Genomic DNA, 18,928 nt, shown 5'->3' with positions numbered 1-18,928 from the left:
GTTTTGCCGGACGCTTTCCATCGTCATATTTTCGTGGAGTCGCTATGTATACCTTCAATCCAGCGTTTTCCAGCGCCGATGATTCAAACCACGTCAGCCCGATAACGCCCGAGGCGGGCGGTCCGCTGGCGCCAGAGTTGCTCGACCGGATGCATCGGTATTGGCAAGCCGCAAATTACTTGTGTGTCGGGCAGATCTACCTCAAGGCCAACCCGTTGTTGCGCGAACCCTTGCAGGCCGAGCACATCAAGCCACGGCTGCTGGGGCACTGGGGAACGTCAGCAGGGCAAAACTTTATCTATGTTCACCTGAACCGGCTGATCAGCGAACAGCGAGTGTCCATGGTGTACATATCGGGGCCGGGCCACGGCGGGCCGACACTCAACGCCTGTGCATGGCTGGAGGGGACTTACAGCGACGTTCATCCGGACATCACCCCGGACGAGCCGGGCATGCTGCGCTTTTTCCGCAGTTTTTCCACGCCCGGCGGGGTCCCCAGTCATTGTGGCCCGCATACGCCCAACTCGTTGCATGAGGGCGGCGAACTCGGCTACTCACTGGTGCATGCATTCGGTGCCGTATTCGATAATCCGGATTTGTGGGTGGCTTGCGTTATTGGCGATGGCGAAGCCGAAACCTGCCCTTTGGAGGGCAGTTGGAAGAGCGTGCGCTTCCTCGACGCTCGCCGCGACGGGGCGGTATTACCCATCCTGCACCTCAATGGCTACAAGATATCCGGGCCTACGGTGGAGGCGCGTACCACCGATGCGAACCTCATCGAGCTGTACCGTGGGCGTGGCTACGAACCCCTGATCGTCGCCGGGGAAGACGTGCCTGGCATGCACCAGCGTTTTGCGGCAGCGCTTGATGCGGCCTATGCAAAGGGCCGGCATATTCAACAGCAGGCCAGGGAGCAGGGCGACACTTCGCCCCAGCGCTGGCCGATGATTATCCTGCGCAGCCCCAAAGGCTGGACGGGCCCGAAAGTCGTTGATGGCCTGCCGGTGGAAGGCACGTTCCGCGCGCATCAGGTGCCTCTGGCCAATGTCGTGCAGAATCCTGACCATCTGGCGCAGTTGGAGGCGTGGATGCGCAGCTACCAGCCGCACACGCTGTTTGATGATAAGGGCTGCCTGGTCGCTGATCTGCAGGCGCTGACGCCACCCGCGCCGTTGCGCCTCGGCGCGGTGCCATACGTCAATGGCGGTCGACTGCTCACGGCGCTGGATTTACCTAATTTCGCCGACTACGGCCTGCACGTCCCGGGGCCAGGCCAGGTGATCGCCGAGGCGCCTCGCAAGCTGGGCGAGTATTTGCGCGATGTCATTCGTACCAACCCGCATAATTTCCGGATCTTCGGCCCGGACGAGACCAACTCGAACCGCTTGAACGCGGTCTTCGAGGCCACCGATCGAACCGCCGCGGGTCCGTTGCTGGGCATCGACGACCACTTGGCGCGCGACGGCCGAGTCATGGAGGTACTCAGCGAGCATCTGTGCGAAGGTTGGTTGGAAGGCTATTTGCTGACCGGCCGCCACGGCATGTGGTCGACCTACGAAGCCTTTGCGCAAGTGGTCGATTCCATGGTGACGCAACACGCCAAATGGTTGCAGCAATGCCGCGATTTCGCCTGGCGGCGGCCGCTGGCCTCGCTCAACATCCTGCTGACCAGCCACGCGTGGCGCAACGATCACAACGGCTTCAGCCATCAATCGACCGGTTTCGTCGACAACGTCCTGCAACGCCGCTCCGACGTCGTGCGGGTCTATTACCCGCCTGATTCCAACTGTCTGGTCAACGTCTTCGACCATTGTTTGCGCAGTCGCAATTACGTGAACGTCGTCACCTGCGGCAAGCAGCCGGATTTCCAGTGGCTGAATTTCGATCAGGCTCTCAAGCACTGCTCGCAGGGCGCATCGATTTGGGATTTCGCCACCAATGACGGCGCGGCGGAGCCGGATATCGTGCTGGCCTGCGCCGGAGATGTGCCAACGACAGAAGCGGTAGCGGCCTCGTGGCTGTTGCAGAAGCACGTACCCGGTATTCGCGTTCGTTTAGTCAACGTGGTCGATTTGAGCATTCTGGCCAGTCCCGACGATCGCCCACACGGCATGGACCATGTTTCATTCGAAGCGCTGTTCACCCGCGAAGTGCCGGTGATGTTTGCCTTCCACGGTTCAACCTGGGTGATTCATTCCATGGTGCACGGGCGGGCGAATGAAGCGCGCTTTCACGTGCGGGGTTTCTCTGATCGCGGGACCACTACAACGCCGTTCGACATGGTCGTTCTGAACAATATGAGCCGGTATCAGCTGGCAATCGATGCGTTGTCACATGTGCCCCGGCTGCGGTCCAGCAGCCTGGACGCGATGAGTTATTTTGAAGACCAATTGCGTCGTCATCACACTTATATCCGCGAGCATTTCGAAGACATGCCCAAGATCCGCAACTGGCACTGGACCGCCGACTTCACGCAGCCACAGTCCCCATCGCCTTTGGCCAAAGGCCAGGCGCGCGGGCAGACTTTCACCGATGCGTGACCCTGTTCAGAGTCATTTAATTCCATTTTAGAGCTTATGCGAGAACGCTATGAATGAAGGTGCCTCACCGGTTACCCCGCCGCCGCCTTTACACTTTCCGCCAGGATTGATTGTCGCCGTCCTAGCCATGGTGATCGTGCTGTTCTTGCCGTTACCTGCGGCGTTACCGGTAGCCGGACATCGAATGCTGGCCATCCTGGTGTTTGCGGTCACGGTGTGGGTGACCGAGGCGGTTTCTTACGAGGCCAGCGCCATCATGATCACTTCGCTGATGGCGACATTGATCGGCACGGCACCGACCTTGTTAGATCCGTCACTCACCTATGGGTCATCGGCCGGCATTTCAATGGCACTTGGCGGCTTTTCCAATCCAGCGCTTGCTTTGGTGGTCGGGGCATTGTTCATTGCTGCCGCGATGACCCATACGGGCCTGGACCGTCGCATAGCATTGGTGACCTTGACGAAGGTTGGGGCCAGCACAAGGCGGATTCTGTTCGGGGCGATGCTCGTGATCGTGCTGTTGAGTCTGGTAGTGCCCAGCGCCACAGCTCGTAGTGCCTGCGTGGTGCCGATCATGATGGGCGTGATCGCCGCCTTCGGCGTGGCCAAACGCTCCAATATCGCAGCGGGTTTGATGATCATTGTTGCCCAAGGCACCAGTATCTGGAACGTGGGTATTCAGACGGCTGCCGCACAGAACCTGCTGACTGTGGGTTTCATGGACAAGATGCTGGGCCAGAGAGTGTCTTGGATCGACTGGTTGATCGCAGGCGCAGCTTGGCATGGGCGGCGGTATGCAATTGGCCAAAAAACCGGGAAAGATAAGCCTGATCGACGTCTACCGTGCTGTTGAAGACCCGGAAATCTTCGCCTTGCACCGAGGCAAACCCGACCAGAAATGCTTGGTCGGGAAAAACATTCAACGCGTACTAAGCCCGCGTTTTGATAAAGCGCAGCAAGCTCTGGAGGATGAACTCGCGACAGTCACTCTGGAAGACATCGTCAATGATATTAATCGGTTCAAGCCAGCCTCCCTTGACGCGGTTCGGGAGCCAGGCCTATAGCTGCCGCAATGAAGGTGTATGCTCGCGCTGGGTCTATGGGGCTGGACCTGGCTCTTACAGCGCGCGGCTGATCGTCGTGGTGGGAGACGATGTGTCCTGGGGCCTGGCCGGTCGTACGAACGACTCAGCAGTGGGCGCGCCAACCTCCAATGGTAGGTTGGCGCGATGCACCTTTTTGTTGTGAGGCTCAAGCGCTTGATCCTGCTTCATCCTGCGCAACCGGACCTGAGCACCGGACAACAGGATCGCAAGCTCGACGACGTTGCGACGATAGGGGGCTGCGCGCCGGTCGAACTTGGACATCTCGATGCCGAGCGTTAAATGTCGTCGCCCCAGAAAAGCATACGTGTGTTATGCGGGAGCGCAAGTCATCATCACGGGGGCTTCCTCCTAAGGCCTAAGGCGTCCATAGGAACAAACTCACCAAGCCTTACGTCGGATGTCGCCCTCATGCCAGGTATTAAGATTCTGCGATTTTAAGAAAAGGATTGTCGGGTGGTATCAACTCAAATAAATGCTTCGGATCCTCAATCAAGTACCCCTTTAAGGTGGTTCTCTTCCTATGGCCCTGCACTTGGCATGCCCAGATGTTTAGGCCGTTGTCTCGCTTTCTGTGGACCTTCAGTTTCTCGAACTGCTTCTGTACCCAACGCCATTCTTCAATCTCTTTATTGACCTTCTTGGCGATGCCAGGAAACTCCTGGACATAACGTTGAAAGAGACCTGGAGATACCAGAAATACAGTACCGCTCACCGTGTGAATTTTGGCCTTACTATCATTGATGATCAGATTGTGACTCAGGATGCCTTCCCTGACCCAATTCAGGAATGCCTCGCCTGGGTTGTCTGATGGGGGGGAGCTTTCGAGAGTGCTTTCTGACGTGCCTTCACGAGCTTGTGGCTCTGCCAAATCGAACATATCAAGCAGTGTTCCGAGGTAGTCGGTATCTTCCACCGCCACGGGATCTCTCGGCGAAGAACTCTGAGGCGATCCTGTACTGACAATCTACGGCGCTGGTGGTGATGCCGAAGCGTCATTCGAGTGTTCATCAGCTATAACGCCGACCGTTCCGCTGAAGGCCTCAGGCCGAATTTCGCTCCTCCAAATCAACGCCGGTTGAAGGCGCAGAAAGGTAAAGGACTGCTGCCAGTTTCCCTGGGTGACGAGCGCAGTCCAGATAGCTTTGCCTTCCGGGGTAGATTCCACCAGCCCCCGTGCGACTGCAGTTCGTCGAACACCGCAATATTGGATGAAGGAATGCCCTCAATCGATTGCGACAGCAGATAGGCTCGCAGCTTGTCGGTGACCGTCATGTTGACCTGCCAGAGTGCGTCTTGAGTCAACCAACCCGTGGCACCTGGCTGGTTGAGTTTCAGCTCGTGCTGAACCAGATGACGCAGTCCACTGATCAAGTGATGTTGCAGCGAATGAATCGGTGCTTGTAGCGCCTTGCTTGGGTTACCACCGACGTTCTGCGCGGTGGAAACACGGTCGGCCTGCATCACCAACTCACCGAGCACGCCGGCACGTTCGTACTGGCCCGCCAGGACATATAGCAAGCAGGCCCACAGTGACGGAAAGCCACTCAACCAGTCCAAGATTGGTCGGTCGAGAACCCGGGTGTAAAGCAAGCCTGCGGCAGCACCGTGCAGGTGGTAGTCACGACCCTTGAGGTAACGAAAACGGTAGGGCTGATCCAGTGGGCCCTGCCAAGGGTGCCAAAGACGGCCATCCTGGCGTTCCACCTGCAGGTCCACGGCGATCTTGCCGATGTCATGCAGCAGGGCACCATAAGCAATACCCGCCGACCAGGCATCGGTCTGAGCGGCTTGGTCTTCGGGCGCAGCGCCGGTGGGAAGAAGATACGACTGACGCAGTTTTAAACTGCAGGCGACCAGTTCCAGTCCATGGTCGAGCATGCCACCGAGATACGCATGGTGGTGCGTCTCGCTGGCGGGGAGTTGCTGGACCTGTTCGGCGTAGCGATGGATCGGATTTAAGTAGAGCTGGAGGAACTGCGTGTGGGAGAGGGCGGTTTCGCTCTGCCCCTGCACGACCACGGTATCGAGTTCTGAATCCTTGGTTTGCGCCGTGGCATAACCCGATATCAGTAACGTGCCTGACACCGAAATGGCCAGACTGGTGAGTTTGAATTCACTCAGATATTGCATACGTCTAGTTCCCCGGTTTGAAAGCATTGGGGACAGCATCGCAAGCGATACGCCATCAAATTAAATCTATAAATATCAATAGGTTAATTTGTTTTTTGGAATGGCTTTTGCTGGGGGGCACAGCACGTGTGCGGGGAGGGTGCTGCTGGAGCAGCAAGCGAAAAAGAGGGACTTCACGCAATCCCGAAAAACAATCCACGGACATTCAGGCAGCCCGCGTCATCGTTAACGACCATCGCGAGCAGGTGACGCATCATCGGTCAGGGACCCCAAAAAAAGGGCCATCTCTTTGCAGAAGACGGCCCCAAAAAACACAGAAGCCTTATCGTGCGGTAATCACTGACAGCTTGGTGATGCCGGCGCGTTCGATCGACGCCATAGCCCGCGCAACTTCGCCATAGTTCACCCCGTCATCCGCCTGCAGTTGCACGCGCACGTCGGGGTCCTTGGCCTTGGCTGCCGTCAGGTTGAACTCCAGCAAGTCCGGCTGGATCTCGTCCTTGTTGATGAACAGCTTGCCGGCGGCGTCGATGCTCACCACCAACGGGTCCTTTTGCTCGACCGGAGCAACGGCTTCGGTCTTGGGCAGGTTGATCGGGATGGCGTTTGTCAGCAGGGGTGCGGTGACGATGAACACCACCAGCAGCACCAGCATCACGTCCACCAGTGGCGTGACGTTGATCTCGCTCAGCACTTCATCGCTGTCTTGTGTGGAAAAGGCCATCTCAGGACGCCTCCTTCACTTTCTGCGCGGTCGCGGTGGCGCCGGATTTTTTCTGCGCCGGGTGCAGCAGCACACGGAACGAATGTTTCTGCGCCAGGCTGTAAAAGTCGTGGGCGAAGTCGTCGAGGTCGGCGGCGGTCAGTTTCAGGCGTCGCAGGAAGTAGTTGTAAACCAGCACCGCCGGCACCGCGACGGCGATGCCCACGCCGGTGGCGACCAGCGCCGCGCCGATCGGCCCGGCCACGGTTTCCAGGCTGGCCGAGCCCGCGGCACTGATGCCTTTCAAGGCTGACATGATCCCCCAGACGGTACCGAACAAGCCGATGAAGGGCGATGTGCTGCCGATGCTGGCGAGAATCGCCAGCCCACTTTCCAGCGAGCGGCGCTCACGCACGATCTGCTGGCGCAGGGCACGTTCAAGACGGTCCTGATGGTTGATCGCCTGACTGAGGTCAGTGCTCGGCTGGTCGCTGACCTGGATCGCGGCGTAACCGGCCAGTGCGACGCGAGCCGCGGCGCCCGGTTGACTATGGACCAATTCAGCAGCGGAATCGAGGCTGGAGGCGGCCCAGAAGTGTTTATGGAACTTGCGATCCTGGCTCTTCAGGCGGGTGAACTGCACGCCCTTGAGCAGGGCCAGGCCCCAGGTCGCGATAGAGAAGAGAATCAACAGCCAGATGACGGCGTGTTCGATGGATTCGAAGGGGGATGCAATCAGATTCATGGTCAGGCTCTCCAACAAGGCATTAAATCGGTGGTAGCGATGCGCCTTTTGTCAGGTGGCTCGCGGTATAAACGTTCGCAATGGAATTACTTGATCTTGAAGTCGATCGGCACGCTGACCCAGCCGTCTATAGGGTCATTACCCTGTTTAGCGGGGACAAAGCTCCAGCGCTTGACCGCAGCCCGTGCGGCGTCGTCGAGTTGATCGCGACCGCTGCTTTTTTGGATCTGGACCTCACCGGGCCTACCGCTGGCCAACACATGCACCCGCAACAGCACCGTGCCTTCCCAGCCGCGCCGCATCGCCAGCGACGGGTATTCCGGTGCCGGATTTTTCAGGTAGCCCGCGCTGGCCGAGGCCGGGGTTACCGGTTTTGGCGCGGGTGGCGCGGGTGGTGCCGGGGCGGCGACCGGTTGTGGCGGCGCCGGTGGCGCGGGCGGTTGCTCCACCGGTTTGGCGACCGGCTTCGGCACCGGCTTGACCACAGGTTTGGGCTTGGGAATCGGTTTGGGCGGTGGCGGCTTGACCGCCAGTTCGTCCTCCACCGGTGGTGGTGGCTCGACCACGGGCTGCACGATCGGCTCGGGCGGCGGTGGCGATGTTTGCACCACGGGCGGCGCGGGCTGAGAAAACTCGATGGTCATCGGTGGAATTTCCGGCGGCACTATGGGCAGCGGCGGCGGTGTCTGGTTGACCCACAAAATCACCGCGCCATGCAGCACCAGGGCGACCCCCCCCAGCAAGATCCCTTCGCTGCGACTCAAGACACGCTTGGGCGTGCTGTGTAGACGCGACAGTTCCAAGGGCTTCCAAAAGACCCGGCTAAGGTCAAGCAGCTCGCTTGGATCTAGTGGTCGCAGCGCTTGCACGGTCTCCCCCTTAGTGCTAATCATTTAACAATCCTGACAACTTGTTGATCATTTGAATCGCTCTACAATGGCCTTTGGCGGACAAAAAGACACACTACTCCGCCTTCAATGTGCGGCAATTTCGCTTAGCGCTGAGTTGAAGTGAAATAAAAAATTCGCTGGCTATCGACCACAATAGGCATAAGCCAGTCACACCGGGTCTTGCCGGGAAGATGCACGAATCGCAAAATATTTATGCTTGATTCGCAATCTATATATTGTGGTAGATCAGACACCTATGTCAGAGCGTACATGGCTCCGATCAAATACCGCTCATGCCTACCCCTTATTCCTAAAAAACCATTATTGAAGCTTTTAGTTCTTTTTAAAGCGCCAGACGTTCGGTCACAGTTACCTTCTTCTCCACACACTTACCGAGTCATTGTCTTAAATGCATCTGGATCTACGTCAACTGCGGCACTTCATTGCTTTGGTGGAGTACCGAAACTTTGGCCTCGCCGCGCAATCAGTCAATATTTCCCAATCGGCTTTTAGTCGCAGCATCCAGGCACTGGAACAAAGTTTTGGCACCCGATTGATCGACCGGACGCGAAATCTGGCACCGACCAAGAAAGGTCTGATCGTGCTGGAACATGCGCGGAAGATGATCGGTAATGCTCATGAGCTGATCAATTCGGTACGCCAATTCAATGAGCATGAAGCTGGTGAGTTGTCGTTTGCCTGCGGGCCGGCACCGGCCGCATGGCTAATGCCGCAGGCGCTGGGGGTGTTCACGCGGCGACTGCCCAAGGTTAGACTGCGTTTTCATGTGGATAACTGGCAGGCCCTGGGTCAGCGGCTGCTTGCCGAGGAGTGTGAGTTCTTCGTCGCGGACGCACGCAATTTCGAGCACGATCCGGACTATCGTGTGGAACTGCTCAGTCATCATCAGTGGGGTTTCTGCTGCCGCAGCGAACACCCTCTGGCATCGCAGGATGAAATCACCGTCGAGCAATTGTTCAGCTATCCGTTGGCCGGTACGGTACGTCCGCCCAACCTGCGCAAGGCATTGGTGGAATTAAGCGGGCGGCCGGATTTCCAGACCAGTATTGAATGTGACAGCGGCTATAGTCTGATCAGCGTTATCCAGCATTCGGATGCCATCGGTACCACCAACGTCAGCCACAACAACCCCTATTTGCGTCAGGGGCTCAAGGTTCTGAATGTCCGGGGACTGGATCCGTTGGCTCCGGAGTTCTTTACGCATTACGGTATTATCAGCCGCTCCGGCTATAAGGTGTCTTTTTTGGCTCAGAACCTGATTGACGCCTTCCACGAGGCGGACGCTGCGATGCAGATGCTGGAAGCGAACCCACCCCAGGGCGAGCTCGCTGAACTCCCCCTTACAGGGCTTGCACACTGAAGCGGCTGATTGCCTGACGCGACCACACTGAGCGAAAGCCGAAATAGCCAGGAGCGGGAGGTCCATCCAGGCGTTGTTCAAACACAGGCTCACCATCGACCCAGTACGCAGTTGATTTAGAACTCACGTCAATGCGGATCCGATAAATACGTCCGACCTCCAGCAAATGAGCGGCGTCCAGCCGCTCCCCCAGCAGCAGGCGATTGCCGCTCCCGTCGTAATAGCGAAAGCGCGTGGTGGTGTTGGTGTTTCCCCCCATGCCCACGTAATAGGCGGCCATTGAGTCGTAGGATTCCAGCACGCCATCCCGCGAATGTAAGCCTGGCTCACCGGGATCGTGGGCCGCCCAGAAAATATTCATGTCGGACAGCCGATCGTTAGCCTGGCCGGCCACCAGCACCTGTCGCAGAAACTCGATTCGGTAGGCACCGGCCAGGCGCTGTTGCAGCCATACGGTCATTCCGGCGCGGGTGTCCATAATCAGTCTGCTGGATTCGACAAACACGCGGGAGTCATTGGGTTGCTCGGTTTCGATGCGCCAGCGCTGAGGGTCAAGCGCGGGAAAGTCATCGCGGATACCGCTGGGCTGAAACTCGACAGCAGTCGCCGATAAAAGGCTCGGGTGAGGCATGAGAACAGTCTCTGAACAGATGATTTGAAGGCCAATAGGTCAGTGCTCGGCCTGCTCAAAGGCCAGCAATGCAATAGCGGTCAAGCCCCATTGAGCGACAGCATTGGTTGACAGGTTGGCGGTGGCGGATGTACCGGAGTGTTCATCAATGACCGACACTGGGTCGGGTTCATCCAGTGGGTACAGGTAGTTCGGCTGCACCACCTTATGCAGATTGCGGTTGGGCTGCGGAATGCCGCCAGCTCCAGCGAAGAACTCTTTCCAGGCACGGTCCTGCAAGGCTGCATCGCCCAATCGATAACCGGCAAAAGCCGTCAAACGAGCATGCCCTTGCGCCAGGTTCAAGTTGGGGAGGGGTTCCCCGAGAGCTTTTTGATGCTCTGCCAGCGGCGCATTGTATAAGCGGCAATAGTCCAACCAGGCCCGTTCAAAGTTTGCCGAAGGCAACAGTTGCAGCAGTTCACTGCAAATTTCCGCAAGCCCGAACACCGCGGACAAATGAGATACGGATAGCTTGCCGCTTTGGTCGATGTCGAAGCGGCCGGTGTCCAGTTCCATAGTGCCCAACCCTGTGAAAAAACCGTGGGGCTGCGCGGCAATCGACTCCATGCTGTTAAGCAGGCGCCGAGCAACGGCGGGGTCGCCGCTACGCTCCCAATCCGTCAACCAGGCGGCGGCAATAGCGCCCCAATCCGTGCCAAAGGTAATGCTGGCGTAGCCGTTCCGAACATCACGCTGTTGACCGATCTTGCGACCTGGTACGACGTTGCGTAGCGTCCGCAAGGCTTCCACTTGCTCATCCAGCAGGTCACCGACACGCTCATCCGCCGTCAGGTAATAAAGGAATCGGCGATTGGCGGCAGTGGAGATACGCAATTGTTTGGCGCTGTCGCCCCAGTGCTGCACGTTATGCCGTGAACCCAGCGGGGCAAAGCGACCGATGTGATGGACGTCAACCTCGCCAGTGTGACGAGTCATCGCTTCGGCCATGCGGAACACGTCCTGACGGCCTGTTCGTAAAAAGTAAAACCACAGCCACAAATCAGTGCTCAGTTCGGAGTTATCCCAGGCAAACCCGCCGACGTCATAACGCCAGACGTGGCGTTGCTCATCGTAGGTGTGCATGACATCGCCATAGTCCCAGAAACCGTACCACTTACGCTGCGCGACTTCGTTGCGATAGAACTCGAAATACCAAGCCAGTTGCGCCTCGATTTCCTGTTTGCGGCCGTTATCCGTCTTTGGCGGCGCCCAATCGGGTCCGAAGACAGCGGCAGCATGCAAACGCTCAGGGGATACCAGCAGCAACGGTGGATCTTGAATCCGTTGTGCTATTTGCTGCAGTTGCGATCCGCTTGGCGTTGCCACCACGAATTGCAGTTCTAATTCGCTGGTACGTGCGACTCCCATGGAGGTACCAAAGCCTGGCTCGTAATCTTCGTACGTGATTTCCAGTGCTTCACGCTGTTTGATGAAACTGTCTTCTCCCAAGCCGTCGTGGTAGGCGCGCATATCCATTGGTGCGGCTTGTGGAGCCCATAACCACAGGGTGATTTGCGCTTGTTCGGTGTGCGCCCGTTCGATATCCAGTTGTGCTGGATAGCTTTGCCAGAAATTACGCAGACCGAAGACCACGCCGCCTTGCGGTGTCCCCAAGTAACCAACACCTGCTGCCCGCTCCCCGGTGGCACTGTGCAGCCAACTTTGTCCGGACGAGGTACGTTTGCTGATATGAAAGCCGTCTGGGTGAGCCTGAAGCAATCGATAGCTGCCAAACGCCGGGATATATTGCAGACGATCGGCGACTTCAGGCGCAAATCCTGACACGGGGCCGGTGCTTCGTCCTTCGACCTGCGCGCGCATGATCGCGTCGCCAGGATTGCGCCGCAACCCCGTAAGGCCCCGCACAGCTTCGGCGAATAAGCCTCCATTGGCACCGACGAAACGCACATGCCGATCATGTAACGGTGCATCTAGCGGCGTATCGAAACGCAGCCCGACCCCTTTGATGAAGTCATGCGTTTCGTCAGCGTCGATCACCAACGTGTGAATCACACGCAGGGTCTCGCTGTTTAGGTACAGGTAAACGCGCACGATGAAAGGGATCAGTGTTTCATCACCATCTAGCCGCCGGTGTGTACCGTGCAAAGCGATCACGGCGCGCACCGGTCCGGTCTGCTCTGCCACGACACGCTCTACTTGGCTTAGGTACTGCCTCACCGTGCTTGATGCCTGGTCCGGGTCGCCTTGGACCTGCAAAACCAAGTGACCGTTCTTTAACCCAGGCCGCCCCAATCGCTTGACGCTACGGATCAGGACCGTCCCGTGGCGAGGGATCACGCACTGCAGTAAGCCGGTGTCGATGTGGATTTCGCCATCCTGCTCCTTGACCAGGGAGGCGGGTTCAGGGCCCGAGGCAGAGATTGGACGCAGATCGTAATTCGCAGCGGCGCTGGCCTGCGGCCCGATGGCATGAGCGGTCCACTTCAAACTGCCATCGGGCCAATAGGCCAGCGGCCAGGTTTGCAGCAATGGCAAGGAACCGTCATTGCCACGTATCTGGAACTGACTGCCCGCCGCGACCTTTCCCTGCGGCCATGGCGTACCCCAGGTCACGCCAGTGAAAGAGGATGGTGCGTCCTGGCCCAACCAGCCAAGTTGGGTTTCCGGCATGTTGGCCGAGGTCGACGTGGACGTGGACGCCATTGCGCTATTAGCGAAGGGTAGGGTGCCGGCCATCACGGCACTGGCACGCATGAAACTGCGTCGATCCAGGAGAAAATTGTTCATCGGTGCCGTTCTCTAGAAGTCATAGCCGAGGGTCATACCTACGGTACGTGGTTCACCTAGCACGCCAAACGCAGAACCGTAATCGCCGGTATTCAGCGTGCGGTAATAGCGCTTGTCGGTAACGTTGTTGGCCCACAAAGAAGCGTTCCAGTTGCCGTCACCGTATTTGCCGCCGAGCCCGGTCGACAGGCTCAGCAATCCGTAACCCGGTACCCGTGTGAATTGCGAGTTATCGACCGTGCCGTACGACCAGGTGCGATAGGAGTAACGACCGGACACGAACGCCTGCAAGGCCCCGAACGTTTGCCACTCATATCGGCTGGTCAGGTTGTAAGTGACCTTGGGCGAGCGGAATACCCGTTCGCCACTCATGTCGCAGGATGCGGGCGGCTTCGGCGCAAGCGACACTTCGGCCGGGCATTTACCGTCTTTGAAGTCCAGGTACTTGTTGTCCAGCAGCGTACCGTTGAAATTGACGGTCAAACCGTCCAGTGGCTTGAGCGTCAGGTTGGTTTCCAGGCCGCGGGAGCGCATGGTTCCGGCGTTGATCAAATAACTGCTCTGACTTTCGAGGTCGTAGGCGGTGGTTTGGAACTTGCGCACTTCGGACCAAAACAACGCGGCATCAACCGAGATAAGGTTATCCAGCCAATGGCTCTTCAAACCTAACTCACCGCCCCGGGTGCTTTCCGGATCAATCAACAAACTGCCGAGGCCTGCTTTGCCGGCTGCGCCGGACGAGACGTTCAGCCCACCCGATTTTTCGCCATACGCGATCGTCAGGTAGCCCTGCAGATTGGGCATGAAGTAGTAATTGAAGTTGAGCATCGCCGCCGGAAGCTGGCTGTACTGATTAAGCTTGCCGGAGTCAAAATCGTTCTTGTTGGCTCGACGGAATGACCCGGACTTCTTCTCGTAGCTGTTGCGAATACCACCGGTAATGTCGAACTCGTCGGTCACATGCCAAGTCCCTTGGGCGTAGAGCGAGAACACCGTATCGTTGATTTCACCCCAGCGCTTGACCAGTTTGCCGGTGTTAGCGTTTGTGCCGTAGTACTGGGTTGTCTGGCTGCCAGACGCATAGTAATCGTGGGCAAATGTATTAAGGTCCTCGCCCCAGTAGGTTGCTCCCAACGCATAGTCGAAATGTTCGCCCTTGGGGGAGTCCAGGCGAATGTCCTGCGACCAGACGCGATCACGCACATCGCCACCGCTGCCGGCAAACAATGGAACATCCAACCCATCGGTATTGTTGGGTTGGTAGCCAAAATAGCGGTACGACGAAACCGTCCTCAGATTATAGCCGTCAGCAAGTGTCCAGTCGGCTTGCACGGAAAGCCCTCCCTGGCGGACATAGGCCTCGTTTTCATCGTCGGTGTTAACCTTATAGCCACCGCCGACAACATGGGCTCCTACCAGGGCTGCGCGATTCAGATAGGGGACGGTGCCGTTGATCGCATTGGCTTTATCGAGCACCGACACCGGGTAGCTGGTCGACTTGTTGAGGTCGGCAATGATGCGCAGGCTGAAGTCATCTGCCGGCTGCCATAATAATTGCCCGCGCATCCCGTCCTGGTTGCTGCCGCCCAGTTCGTGCCCGGTGTACTCATTTTTGATGTAGCCGCCTTTCTCGGTATGGGACAGATTGATGCGCCCAGCCAGGGTGTCGGTCAATGGACCGGAAAACATTGCCTGCGTCTGGGTGTAACCACGCTGCCCGATGGACTGGCGCAGGGAGCCTTCAGGGGTGAAAGTTGGCTTGCGGCTATGGATATCGATGGCACCGCCGGTGGTGTTGAAACCATAGAGCGTTCCCTGCGGCCCGCTCAATACATCGGCACTTTCGATGTCCAGCAGATCATTGGACATCATGCCCGGGCGACTGAGGTAAACGTTATCGAGAAACAGCCCCACACCGCTTGGCATGCCGATATTGATTTCAGTGCCACCGCCATCGCCCACTCCGCGAATGGTCAGGCGAGTGTCATAAGGATCGACGGTTGCCACATCAAGACCGGACGCCAGTTGCTGCAGATCCTCCAATCGATAAACCCCTTGCTGCTCGAGTGTCTTGCCGCTCAACTTTTGAGTCGAGGTGGGCGGCTGCTGCGGGTCCGCCTGACGTGCGCCCTCAACGTGTACAGTGGCCAACTGGGGATCGGTGTCGGCCAGGGCCCCCGTCGCCACATAGGCCAGTACCTGACCCAGCGCGATGCTGGTGACCAAAGGGAGGTATTTTTGCTGAGGATAAAGTTTCATGGGCGTTTCCAGCGTGCGAGTTCGGCCAGGCTGACAGCGCGGCGCTGTCAGCAGGGGTAAATGGGAAGACTCAGGGGGTGGTCTGTTGCAAGAATTGCGGTGCCAACCATTGATCAACATCGATGTCGCGGCGGATCAATCGAGCCTCTTTGGCTGTAGTGACGGCTTGCCTGAGGCGTTCAACAAAAGGGGGATCCAACTCCGCAGACAACAACACCGATAAGTCCGGAGCCCCCTCCAGGTCCGCACGCAGCAGACTGGCTGGATATGCCGCCTGATCAGCGAGCAACTGGATATAGGCATCGCGGTTTTCGGCGGCGCTCGCCCAGGCTGAAGCTTCTCGCTGGATCTCAACGATTCTGCGTACCCAATCCGGGTGCTCGCTCATCAAGCGACCTGAGACCAGAACCAGCCCGGCAAGCTCGCCTGCACCGCCGAGGGTGCGCGTGGAAACTGGCACTTGTGCCTGGCCACGGTCTCGCACGGCGAGCACATTCGCGCCTCCCCAGGTGGCGTCGATTTGTTTGGCAGCTAGCGCGGCACTGGCCGCGGCAAAATCCAGGTTGATGACACTGAGGTCTTTCTCGGTGAGGCCCGCAGTGCGCAGCGCACCAATAAACGAAAGCTGGGCGGCGGTACCTCGAAACAGTCCGACCCGCTTGCCTTTCAGGTCCGCCATCGTATGAATCGAGGAACCCGGAGGCACGGCGAGATAGTGCGCAACGCCACGTGCCGCGACCGCAACGACATGGGTATCCAGCCCGCCGGACTTACCGACAATGCCGCCCAGATCTCCAAGGTAGGCGAGATCCACCTGGCCGTTGGCAAAGGACTCATTGATCAGCGGTGCCGCGCCTTTAAAAAAGTGCCAGTTGACCGTGACACCATCGGCGCTCAGTGCCTTTTCCAGTCGTTGTTGCGAGTGGATGACATCGACCAGACCGCCACCGGCAGGTTTCCCACCGGCACCGATATCCGAGACCGCAATGTTGAGTTGCAGCTCGTCCGCCTGCGCAGTACTGAAGGCCAGTGTACCCAGGACAAGTCCCAGGCCTAGGAGGGAGACAACTTTATGGGGACGCGACGACATCAAGATTTCCGACTCCGTGAGGATCAGCCAGCGGTGTAACTGGCTTGCACGGCGACGTTTAACCACACTACAAACCCAATCAGTAAATACCGAAACCACTTATTTATATTCTATAAAGATATAAGCCGGCACCAGAAAGGTTTCTAACGGTTATGTGCAATGCGCAAAAAAAAGATGAGCAGAATGCATTGGCGCGCGATCAGGAAGATGGGCTCTACTGCCGACTCCGCTCGCTCTTTCTGCCATCCCCATGATCCCCTCAACTTCTATTGCTTCCAGCCCTGCTCGCCTGGCTCCTGCACTCTGGCTCATCGCGGTTGCCCATAGCCTCAACGATCTTTTCCAGGCCGTCTTGCCTTCGCTCTACCCTGAGCTGCAAATACGTTTTCAACTGTCCTATTCGCAATTGGGGTTGATCACGCTGATGTTTCATCTGATCGGTTCGCTGTGCCAACCGGTCGTGGGTTGGTATACCGACCATCGACCCAGCCCCAGGCTGTTGCCCTGGGCGATGATGTGCATGATCGTCGCGATGACGTTGCTCGCCTTTGCCGATGGATTCACCGATTTCCTGTGGGTTGCAGCCGCCGTGGGTTTAGGCTCGTCGATCTTTCACCCTGAAGGGTCGCGTGCCGCCCGCGCGGCCTCGGAGGGCCGCCTGGGGTTGGCGCAATCGGTGTTTCAACTGGGCGGAAACATTGGGTCGGCGGTCGCGCCGCTACTGTTGGCGACACTGCTCATCATGCCCATCAAGCACATGGCGTTGTGCTTGGCAGGTCTGGCGGTATGCGGTCTGTTGCTACTGCGTAGAGCCCTGCAGATCAGCCGCTCACACATTCCTTCGGTGCGCTTTTCGAGCGCTTCGCTGGCCACGCTCAGCCGTGGAAAAAAAATCAAGGCACTATTGTTGCTGACGCTGCTGTTGCTCTCCAAATACATCTATCTGGCTTGTATTGCCAACTTCTACACCTTCTTTTTGATCGAGCGTTTTGCCGTCACTATTGCGCAGGCGCAGATATTGCTGTTTGTTTTTCTGCTGGCCATCACCGCTGGCACGTTACTCGGCGGCCCACTGGTTGATCGACTGGGGATGCGTCCGGTCATTACACTTTCCATCCTGGGAGCCTGTCCTTTTGCGCTATGGCTGCCTCACGCCCCCCTGGCGGTGGCGATCGGGTTGTCAATAGTGATCGGGATCGTCATAGCGTCGGCGTTCGCTGCAATCCTGCTGATGGCCCAGAACTTGGTACCCGGCAGGATTGGCTTGGTGGCCGGCGCCTTCTTTGGCCTGACGTTCGGAATCAGTGGCATCGCCGCCGCAGGCTTGGGCGTGATGTCGGATCACTGGGGAATCGTCGCAACGTTCACCTGCGCAAGCTGCCTGCCACTCCTTGGCGTCCTTGCGCTTTGGTTGCCTAGAGATGCTCACCCAAAAACTGCGCCGTTGCCTCCAGCGCTGCGTAATTAGCCGCTCGGGTGGCGATCTGATCTTTGCCGACAAAGCTGTGACTCACGTCCGGCAAAAGCAGCAACGTCGCCTGTACCCCCTGGCGCTGGAGTGCTTGCGCCATGGCTTCGGATTGCTGGCTGGGGACTACCTGGTCGGCCATGCCATGAATCAACAGCACCGACGGTGCCGACTTGCCAATATGGTTGATCGGACTCGCCGCGTTCAGAGTCGCAGCGGCACATGGACCGTCTGGGCAGTGCAGGTATCTTCGAGAGGCCTGAATGATGGCCGCGAACCGCAGGTCTTTCACCAGGGTTGAAAAATCGAATATACCGAACCAACTGATGAGCACCTTGGCGCACGGTGCGGTTCGATTGGCCGAGTGATTACAGTCAAGTGCGGCAAGCGCGGCAAGCTGACTGCCGGCCGAGCTGCCCCAAATCGCCATTCGGCTTGGATCGACGCCGTAATCCCGATGCCTTTCTTGCAGCCACTCAACGGCGGTGCGTACATCCTCAAGGGCTGATGGAAATGCAGCCTCTGCACTGAGCCGATAATTCAGTGAGGCGACGACGTAGCCTTGTGCCGCAAAACGCGCGAGCACGGCCGGAAAGTCTTCGAAGGCCCCGGCTACCCGTGAATGTCCGCTGGACCAGCCTCCACCATGCACATAGACAATCAGCGGACGGTGGCCGACAGGCCGTTGAGGCAGGTAAAGATCCAGCGTCAAAGGTCGGTGACCATCAGGCGTTGCGTACACGATGTCGGTAAGACGGGTGACACCATGCGTGAACGTGCGCGGTGATGAAACCTCTTGAACGGTTAACTGCACCTTGCTGGCGACACCGATACCTTGGGTGGAAAATGCTGTCGACGTACTGAACTGCGAGGCATAGGTCAGTGCCGGGCAGCAGACAACGGGCAGACCAATCATTGTTGCGTAGCTTAAGCATCTGCAGGACTTGATAAAGTTCATATTCCCCAGCGGATGCACGCTATGCCCAGAAAGTCTTTCACTACGCAGGGGGCACGTGATTATAAGGCTCCCCCATTAATGGTTGATGCAGGCATTGTTGCCTCGCTCGCAGCGTGCGATCCAATGCATCACACGCATAAAAATTATTCGCTGTTTGCGCTTGCCGGACGGTCAGCCACACAGCGGACAATAGCCCGCTATCCGCCCCTCAGGTTAATCATGATATCCAACACCTAC

13 protein-coding genes and 2 pseudogenes are annotated in these 18,928 nt (G+C 57.9%); 6 read left to right on the top strand and 9 right to left on the bottom strand.

Annotated elements, in window-relative coordinates; genetic code table 11:
- Positions 1–44: 44 nt before the first annotated feature.
- From BLU48_RS15945 to BLU48_RS31735, 4 genes and pseudogenes are all read left to right on the top strand, one after another.
- Positions 45–2,540 carry a phosphoketolase family protein gene (locus BLU48_RS15945; RefSeq protein ID WP_057023575.1) on the top strand — a complete coding sequence of 832 codons (2,496 nt, stop codon included), beginning with the start codon at positions 45–47 and terminating at the stop codon, positions 2,538–2,540.
- A 49-nt stretch (positions 2,541–2,589) separates the two neighbouring features.
- Positions 2,590–3,321, top strand: a pseudogene (locus BLU48_RS15940) (SLC13 family permease); the annotation flags it as partial.
- Position 3,322: 1 nt separating this feature from the next.
- On the top strand, positions 3,323–3,604 hold the full coding sequence (locus BLU48_RS31740; RefSeq protein WP_138233641.1) for an Rrf2 family transcriptional regulator: 282 nt from the start codon (positions 3,323–3,325) through the stop codon (positions 3,602–3,604).
- Between the two features lie 165 nt (positions 3,605–3,769).
- Positions 3,770–3,925: a hypothetical protein gene (locus BLU48_RS31735; RefSeq protein WP_156422414.1), complete on the top strand. Its 156-nt coding sequence runs from the start codon at positions 3,770–3,772 to the stop codon at positions 3,923–3,925.
- A 139-nt stretch (positions 3,926–4,064) separates the two neighbouring features.
- Here the strand turns inward: BLU48_RS31735 and mobH are convergent.
- The 4 genes and pseudogenes from mobH to BLU48_RS15915 form a co-directional block, all read right to left on the bottom strand.
- Positions 4,065–5,641, bottom strand: a pseudogene (gene mobH, locus BLU48_RS15930) (MobH family relaxase); the annotation flags it as partial.
- Between the two features lie 457 nt (positions 5,642–6,098).
- The gene (locus BLU48_RS15925; protein WP_057023577.1) at positions 6,099–6,500 is read right to left on the bottom strand and encodes an ExbD/TolR family protein; all 402 of its coding nucleotides are present in this window, start codon (positions 6,498–6,500) and stop codon (positions 6,099–6,101) included.
- A gap of 1 nt (position 6,501) precedes the next feature.
- A complete protein-coding gene (locus tag BLU48_RS15920; RefSeq protein WP_057023578.1) occupies positions 6,502–7,224 on the bottom strand; it encodes a MotA/TolQ/ExbB proton channel family protein in 723 nt (240 codons plus the stop codon).
- An 86-nt stretch (positions 7,225–7,310) separates the two neighbouring features.
- The gene (locus BLU48_RS15915; protein ID WP_057023579.1) at positions 7,311–8,117 is read right to left on the bottom strand and encodes an energy transducer TonB; all 807 of its coding nucleotides are present in this window, start codon (positions 8,115–8,117) and stop codon (positions 7,311–7,313) included.
- A gap of 406 nt (positions 8,118–8,523) precedes the next feature.
- On the opposite strand from BLU48_RS15915, the gene BLU48_RS15910 reads away from it, so the two are divergent.
- Positions 8,524–9,495 (top strand): LysR family transcriptional regulator, encoded by a 972-nt coding sequence (locus BLU48_RS15910; protein WP_057023580.1) that lies wholly within the window; start codon positions 8,524–8,526, stop codon positions 9,493–9,495.
- Here BLU48_RS15910 and BLU48_RS15905 read toward each other — a convergent pair.
- From BLU48_RS15905 to BLU48_RS15890, 4 genes are all read right to left on the bottom strand, one after another.
- On the bottom strand, positions 9,476–10,126 hold the full coding sequence (locus tag BLU48_RS15905; RefSeq protein WP_057023581.1) for a DUF6250 domain-containing protein: 651 nt from the start codon (positions 10,124–10,126) through the stop codon (positions 9,476–9,478). The two genes, BLU48_RS15910 and BLU48_RS15905, sit on opposite strands and share 20 nt — an antisense overlap.
- Positions 10,127–10,165: 39 nt before the next feature.
- Complete coding sequence (locus BLU48_RS15900; protein WP_231988973.1) at positions 10,166–12,799, bottom strand: exo-rhamnogalacturonan lyase family protein; 2,634 nt, start codon at positions 12,797–12,799, stop codon at positions 10,166–10,168.
- A gap of 129 nt (positions 12,800–12,928) precedes the next feature.
- Complete coding sequence (locus BLU48_RS15895) at positions 12,929–15,175, bottom strand: TonB-dependent receptor (RefSeq protein ID WP_057023583.1); 2,247 nt, start codon at positions 15,173–15,175, stop codon at positions 12,929–12,931.
- A gap of 70 nt (positions 15,176–15,245) precedes the next feature.
- A complete protein-coding gene (locus BLU48_RS15890) occupies positions 15,246–16,265 on the bottom strand; it encodes an ABC transporter substrate-binding protein (RefSeq protein WP_057023584.1) in 1,020 nt (339 codons plus the stop codon).
- 250 nt (positions 16,266–16,515) lie between these two features.
- On the opposite strand from BLU48_RS15890, the gene BLU48_RS15885 reads away from it, so the two are divergent.
- On the top strand, positions 16,516–17,733 hold the full coding sequence (locus tag BLU48_RS15885) for an MFS transporter (RefSeq protein ID WP_057023585.1): 1,218 nt from the start codon (positions 16,516–16,518) through the stop codon (positions 17,731–17,733).
- Here BLU48_RS15885 and BLU48_RS15880 read toward each other — a convergent pair.
- On the bottom strand, positions 17,681–18,691 hold the full coding sequence (locus BLU48_RS15880) for an alpha/beta hydrolase fold domain-containing protein (protein ID WP_082636659.1): 1,011 nt from the start codon (positions 18,689–18,691) through the stop codon (positions 17,681–17,683). The genes BLU48_RS15885 and BLU48_RS15880 overlap by 53 nt on opposite strands.
- Between the last annotated feature and the right edge of the window lie 237 nt (positions 18,692–18,928).

The sequence above is a fragment of the Pseudomonas synxantha genome, assembly GCF_900105675.1.
GTDB classification, from domain to species: Bacteria; Pseudomonadota; Gammaproteobacteria; order Pseudomonadales; family Pseudomonadaceae; genus Aquipseudomonas; species Aquipseudomonas synxantha.
Note: the sequence above shows the minus strand (reverse complement) of the source record. Positions and strands in the feature narration are given on the sequence as shown.

Excerpts from the sequence above, each read along its gene's own strand:
- BLU48_RS15945 (WP_057023575.1), top strand. The coding sequence starts at position 45 with ATGTATACCTTCAATCCAGCGTTTTCCAGCGCCGATGATTCAAACCAC.
- BLU48_RS31740 (WP_138233641.1), top strand. The coding sequence starts at position 3,323 with ATGGGCGGCGGTATGCAATTGGCCAAAAAACCGGGAAAGATAAGCCTG.
- BLU48_RS31735 (WP_156422414.1), top strand. The coding sequence starts at position 3,770 with ATGCACCTTTTTGTTGTGAGGCTCAAGCGCTTGATCCTGCTTCATCCT.
- BLU48_RS15925 (WP_057023577.1), bottom strand. The coding sequence starts at position 6,500 with ATGGCCTTTTCCACACAAGACAGCGATGAAGTGCTGAGCGAGATCAAC.
- BLU48_RS15920 (WP_057023578.1), bottom strand. The coding sequence starts at position 7,224 with ATGAATCTGATTGCATCCCCCTTCGAATCCATCGAACACGCCGTCATC.
- BLU48_RS15915 (WP_057023579.1), bottom strand. The coding sequence starts at position 8,117 with ATGATTAGCACTAAGGGGGAGACCGTGCAAGCGCTGCGACCACTAGAT.
- BLU48_RS15910 (WP_057023580.1), top strand. The coding sequence starts at position 8,524 with ATGCATCTGGATCTACGTCAACTGCGGCACTTCATTGCTTTGGTGGAG.
- BLU48_RS15905 (WP_057023581.1), bottom strand. The coding sequence starts at position 10,126 with ATGCCTCACCCGAGCCTTTTATCGGCGACTGCTGTCGAGTTTCAGCCC.
- BLU48_RS15900 (WP_231988973.1), bottom strand. The coding sequence starts at position 12,799 with ATGCCGGAAACCCAACTTGGCTGGTTGGGCCAGGACGCACCATCCTCT.
- BLU48_RS15895 (WP_057023583.1), bottom strand. The coding sequence starts at position 15,175 with ATGAAACTTTATCCTCAGCAAAAATACCTCCCTTTGGTCACCAGCATC.
- BLU48_RS15890 (WP_057023584.1), bottom strand. The coding sequence starts at position 16,265 with ATGTCGTCGCGTCCCCATAAAGTTGTCTCCCTCCTAGGCCTGGGACTT.
- BLU48_RS15885 (WP_057023585.1), top strand. The coding sequence starts at position 16,516 with ATGATCCCCTCAACTTCTATTGCTTCCAGCCCTGCTCGCCTGGCTCCT.
- BLU48_RS15880 (WP_082636659.1), bottom strand. The coding sequence starts at position 18,691 with ATGAACTTTATCAAGTCCTGCAGATGCTTAAGCTACGCAACAATGATT.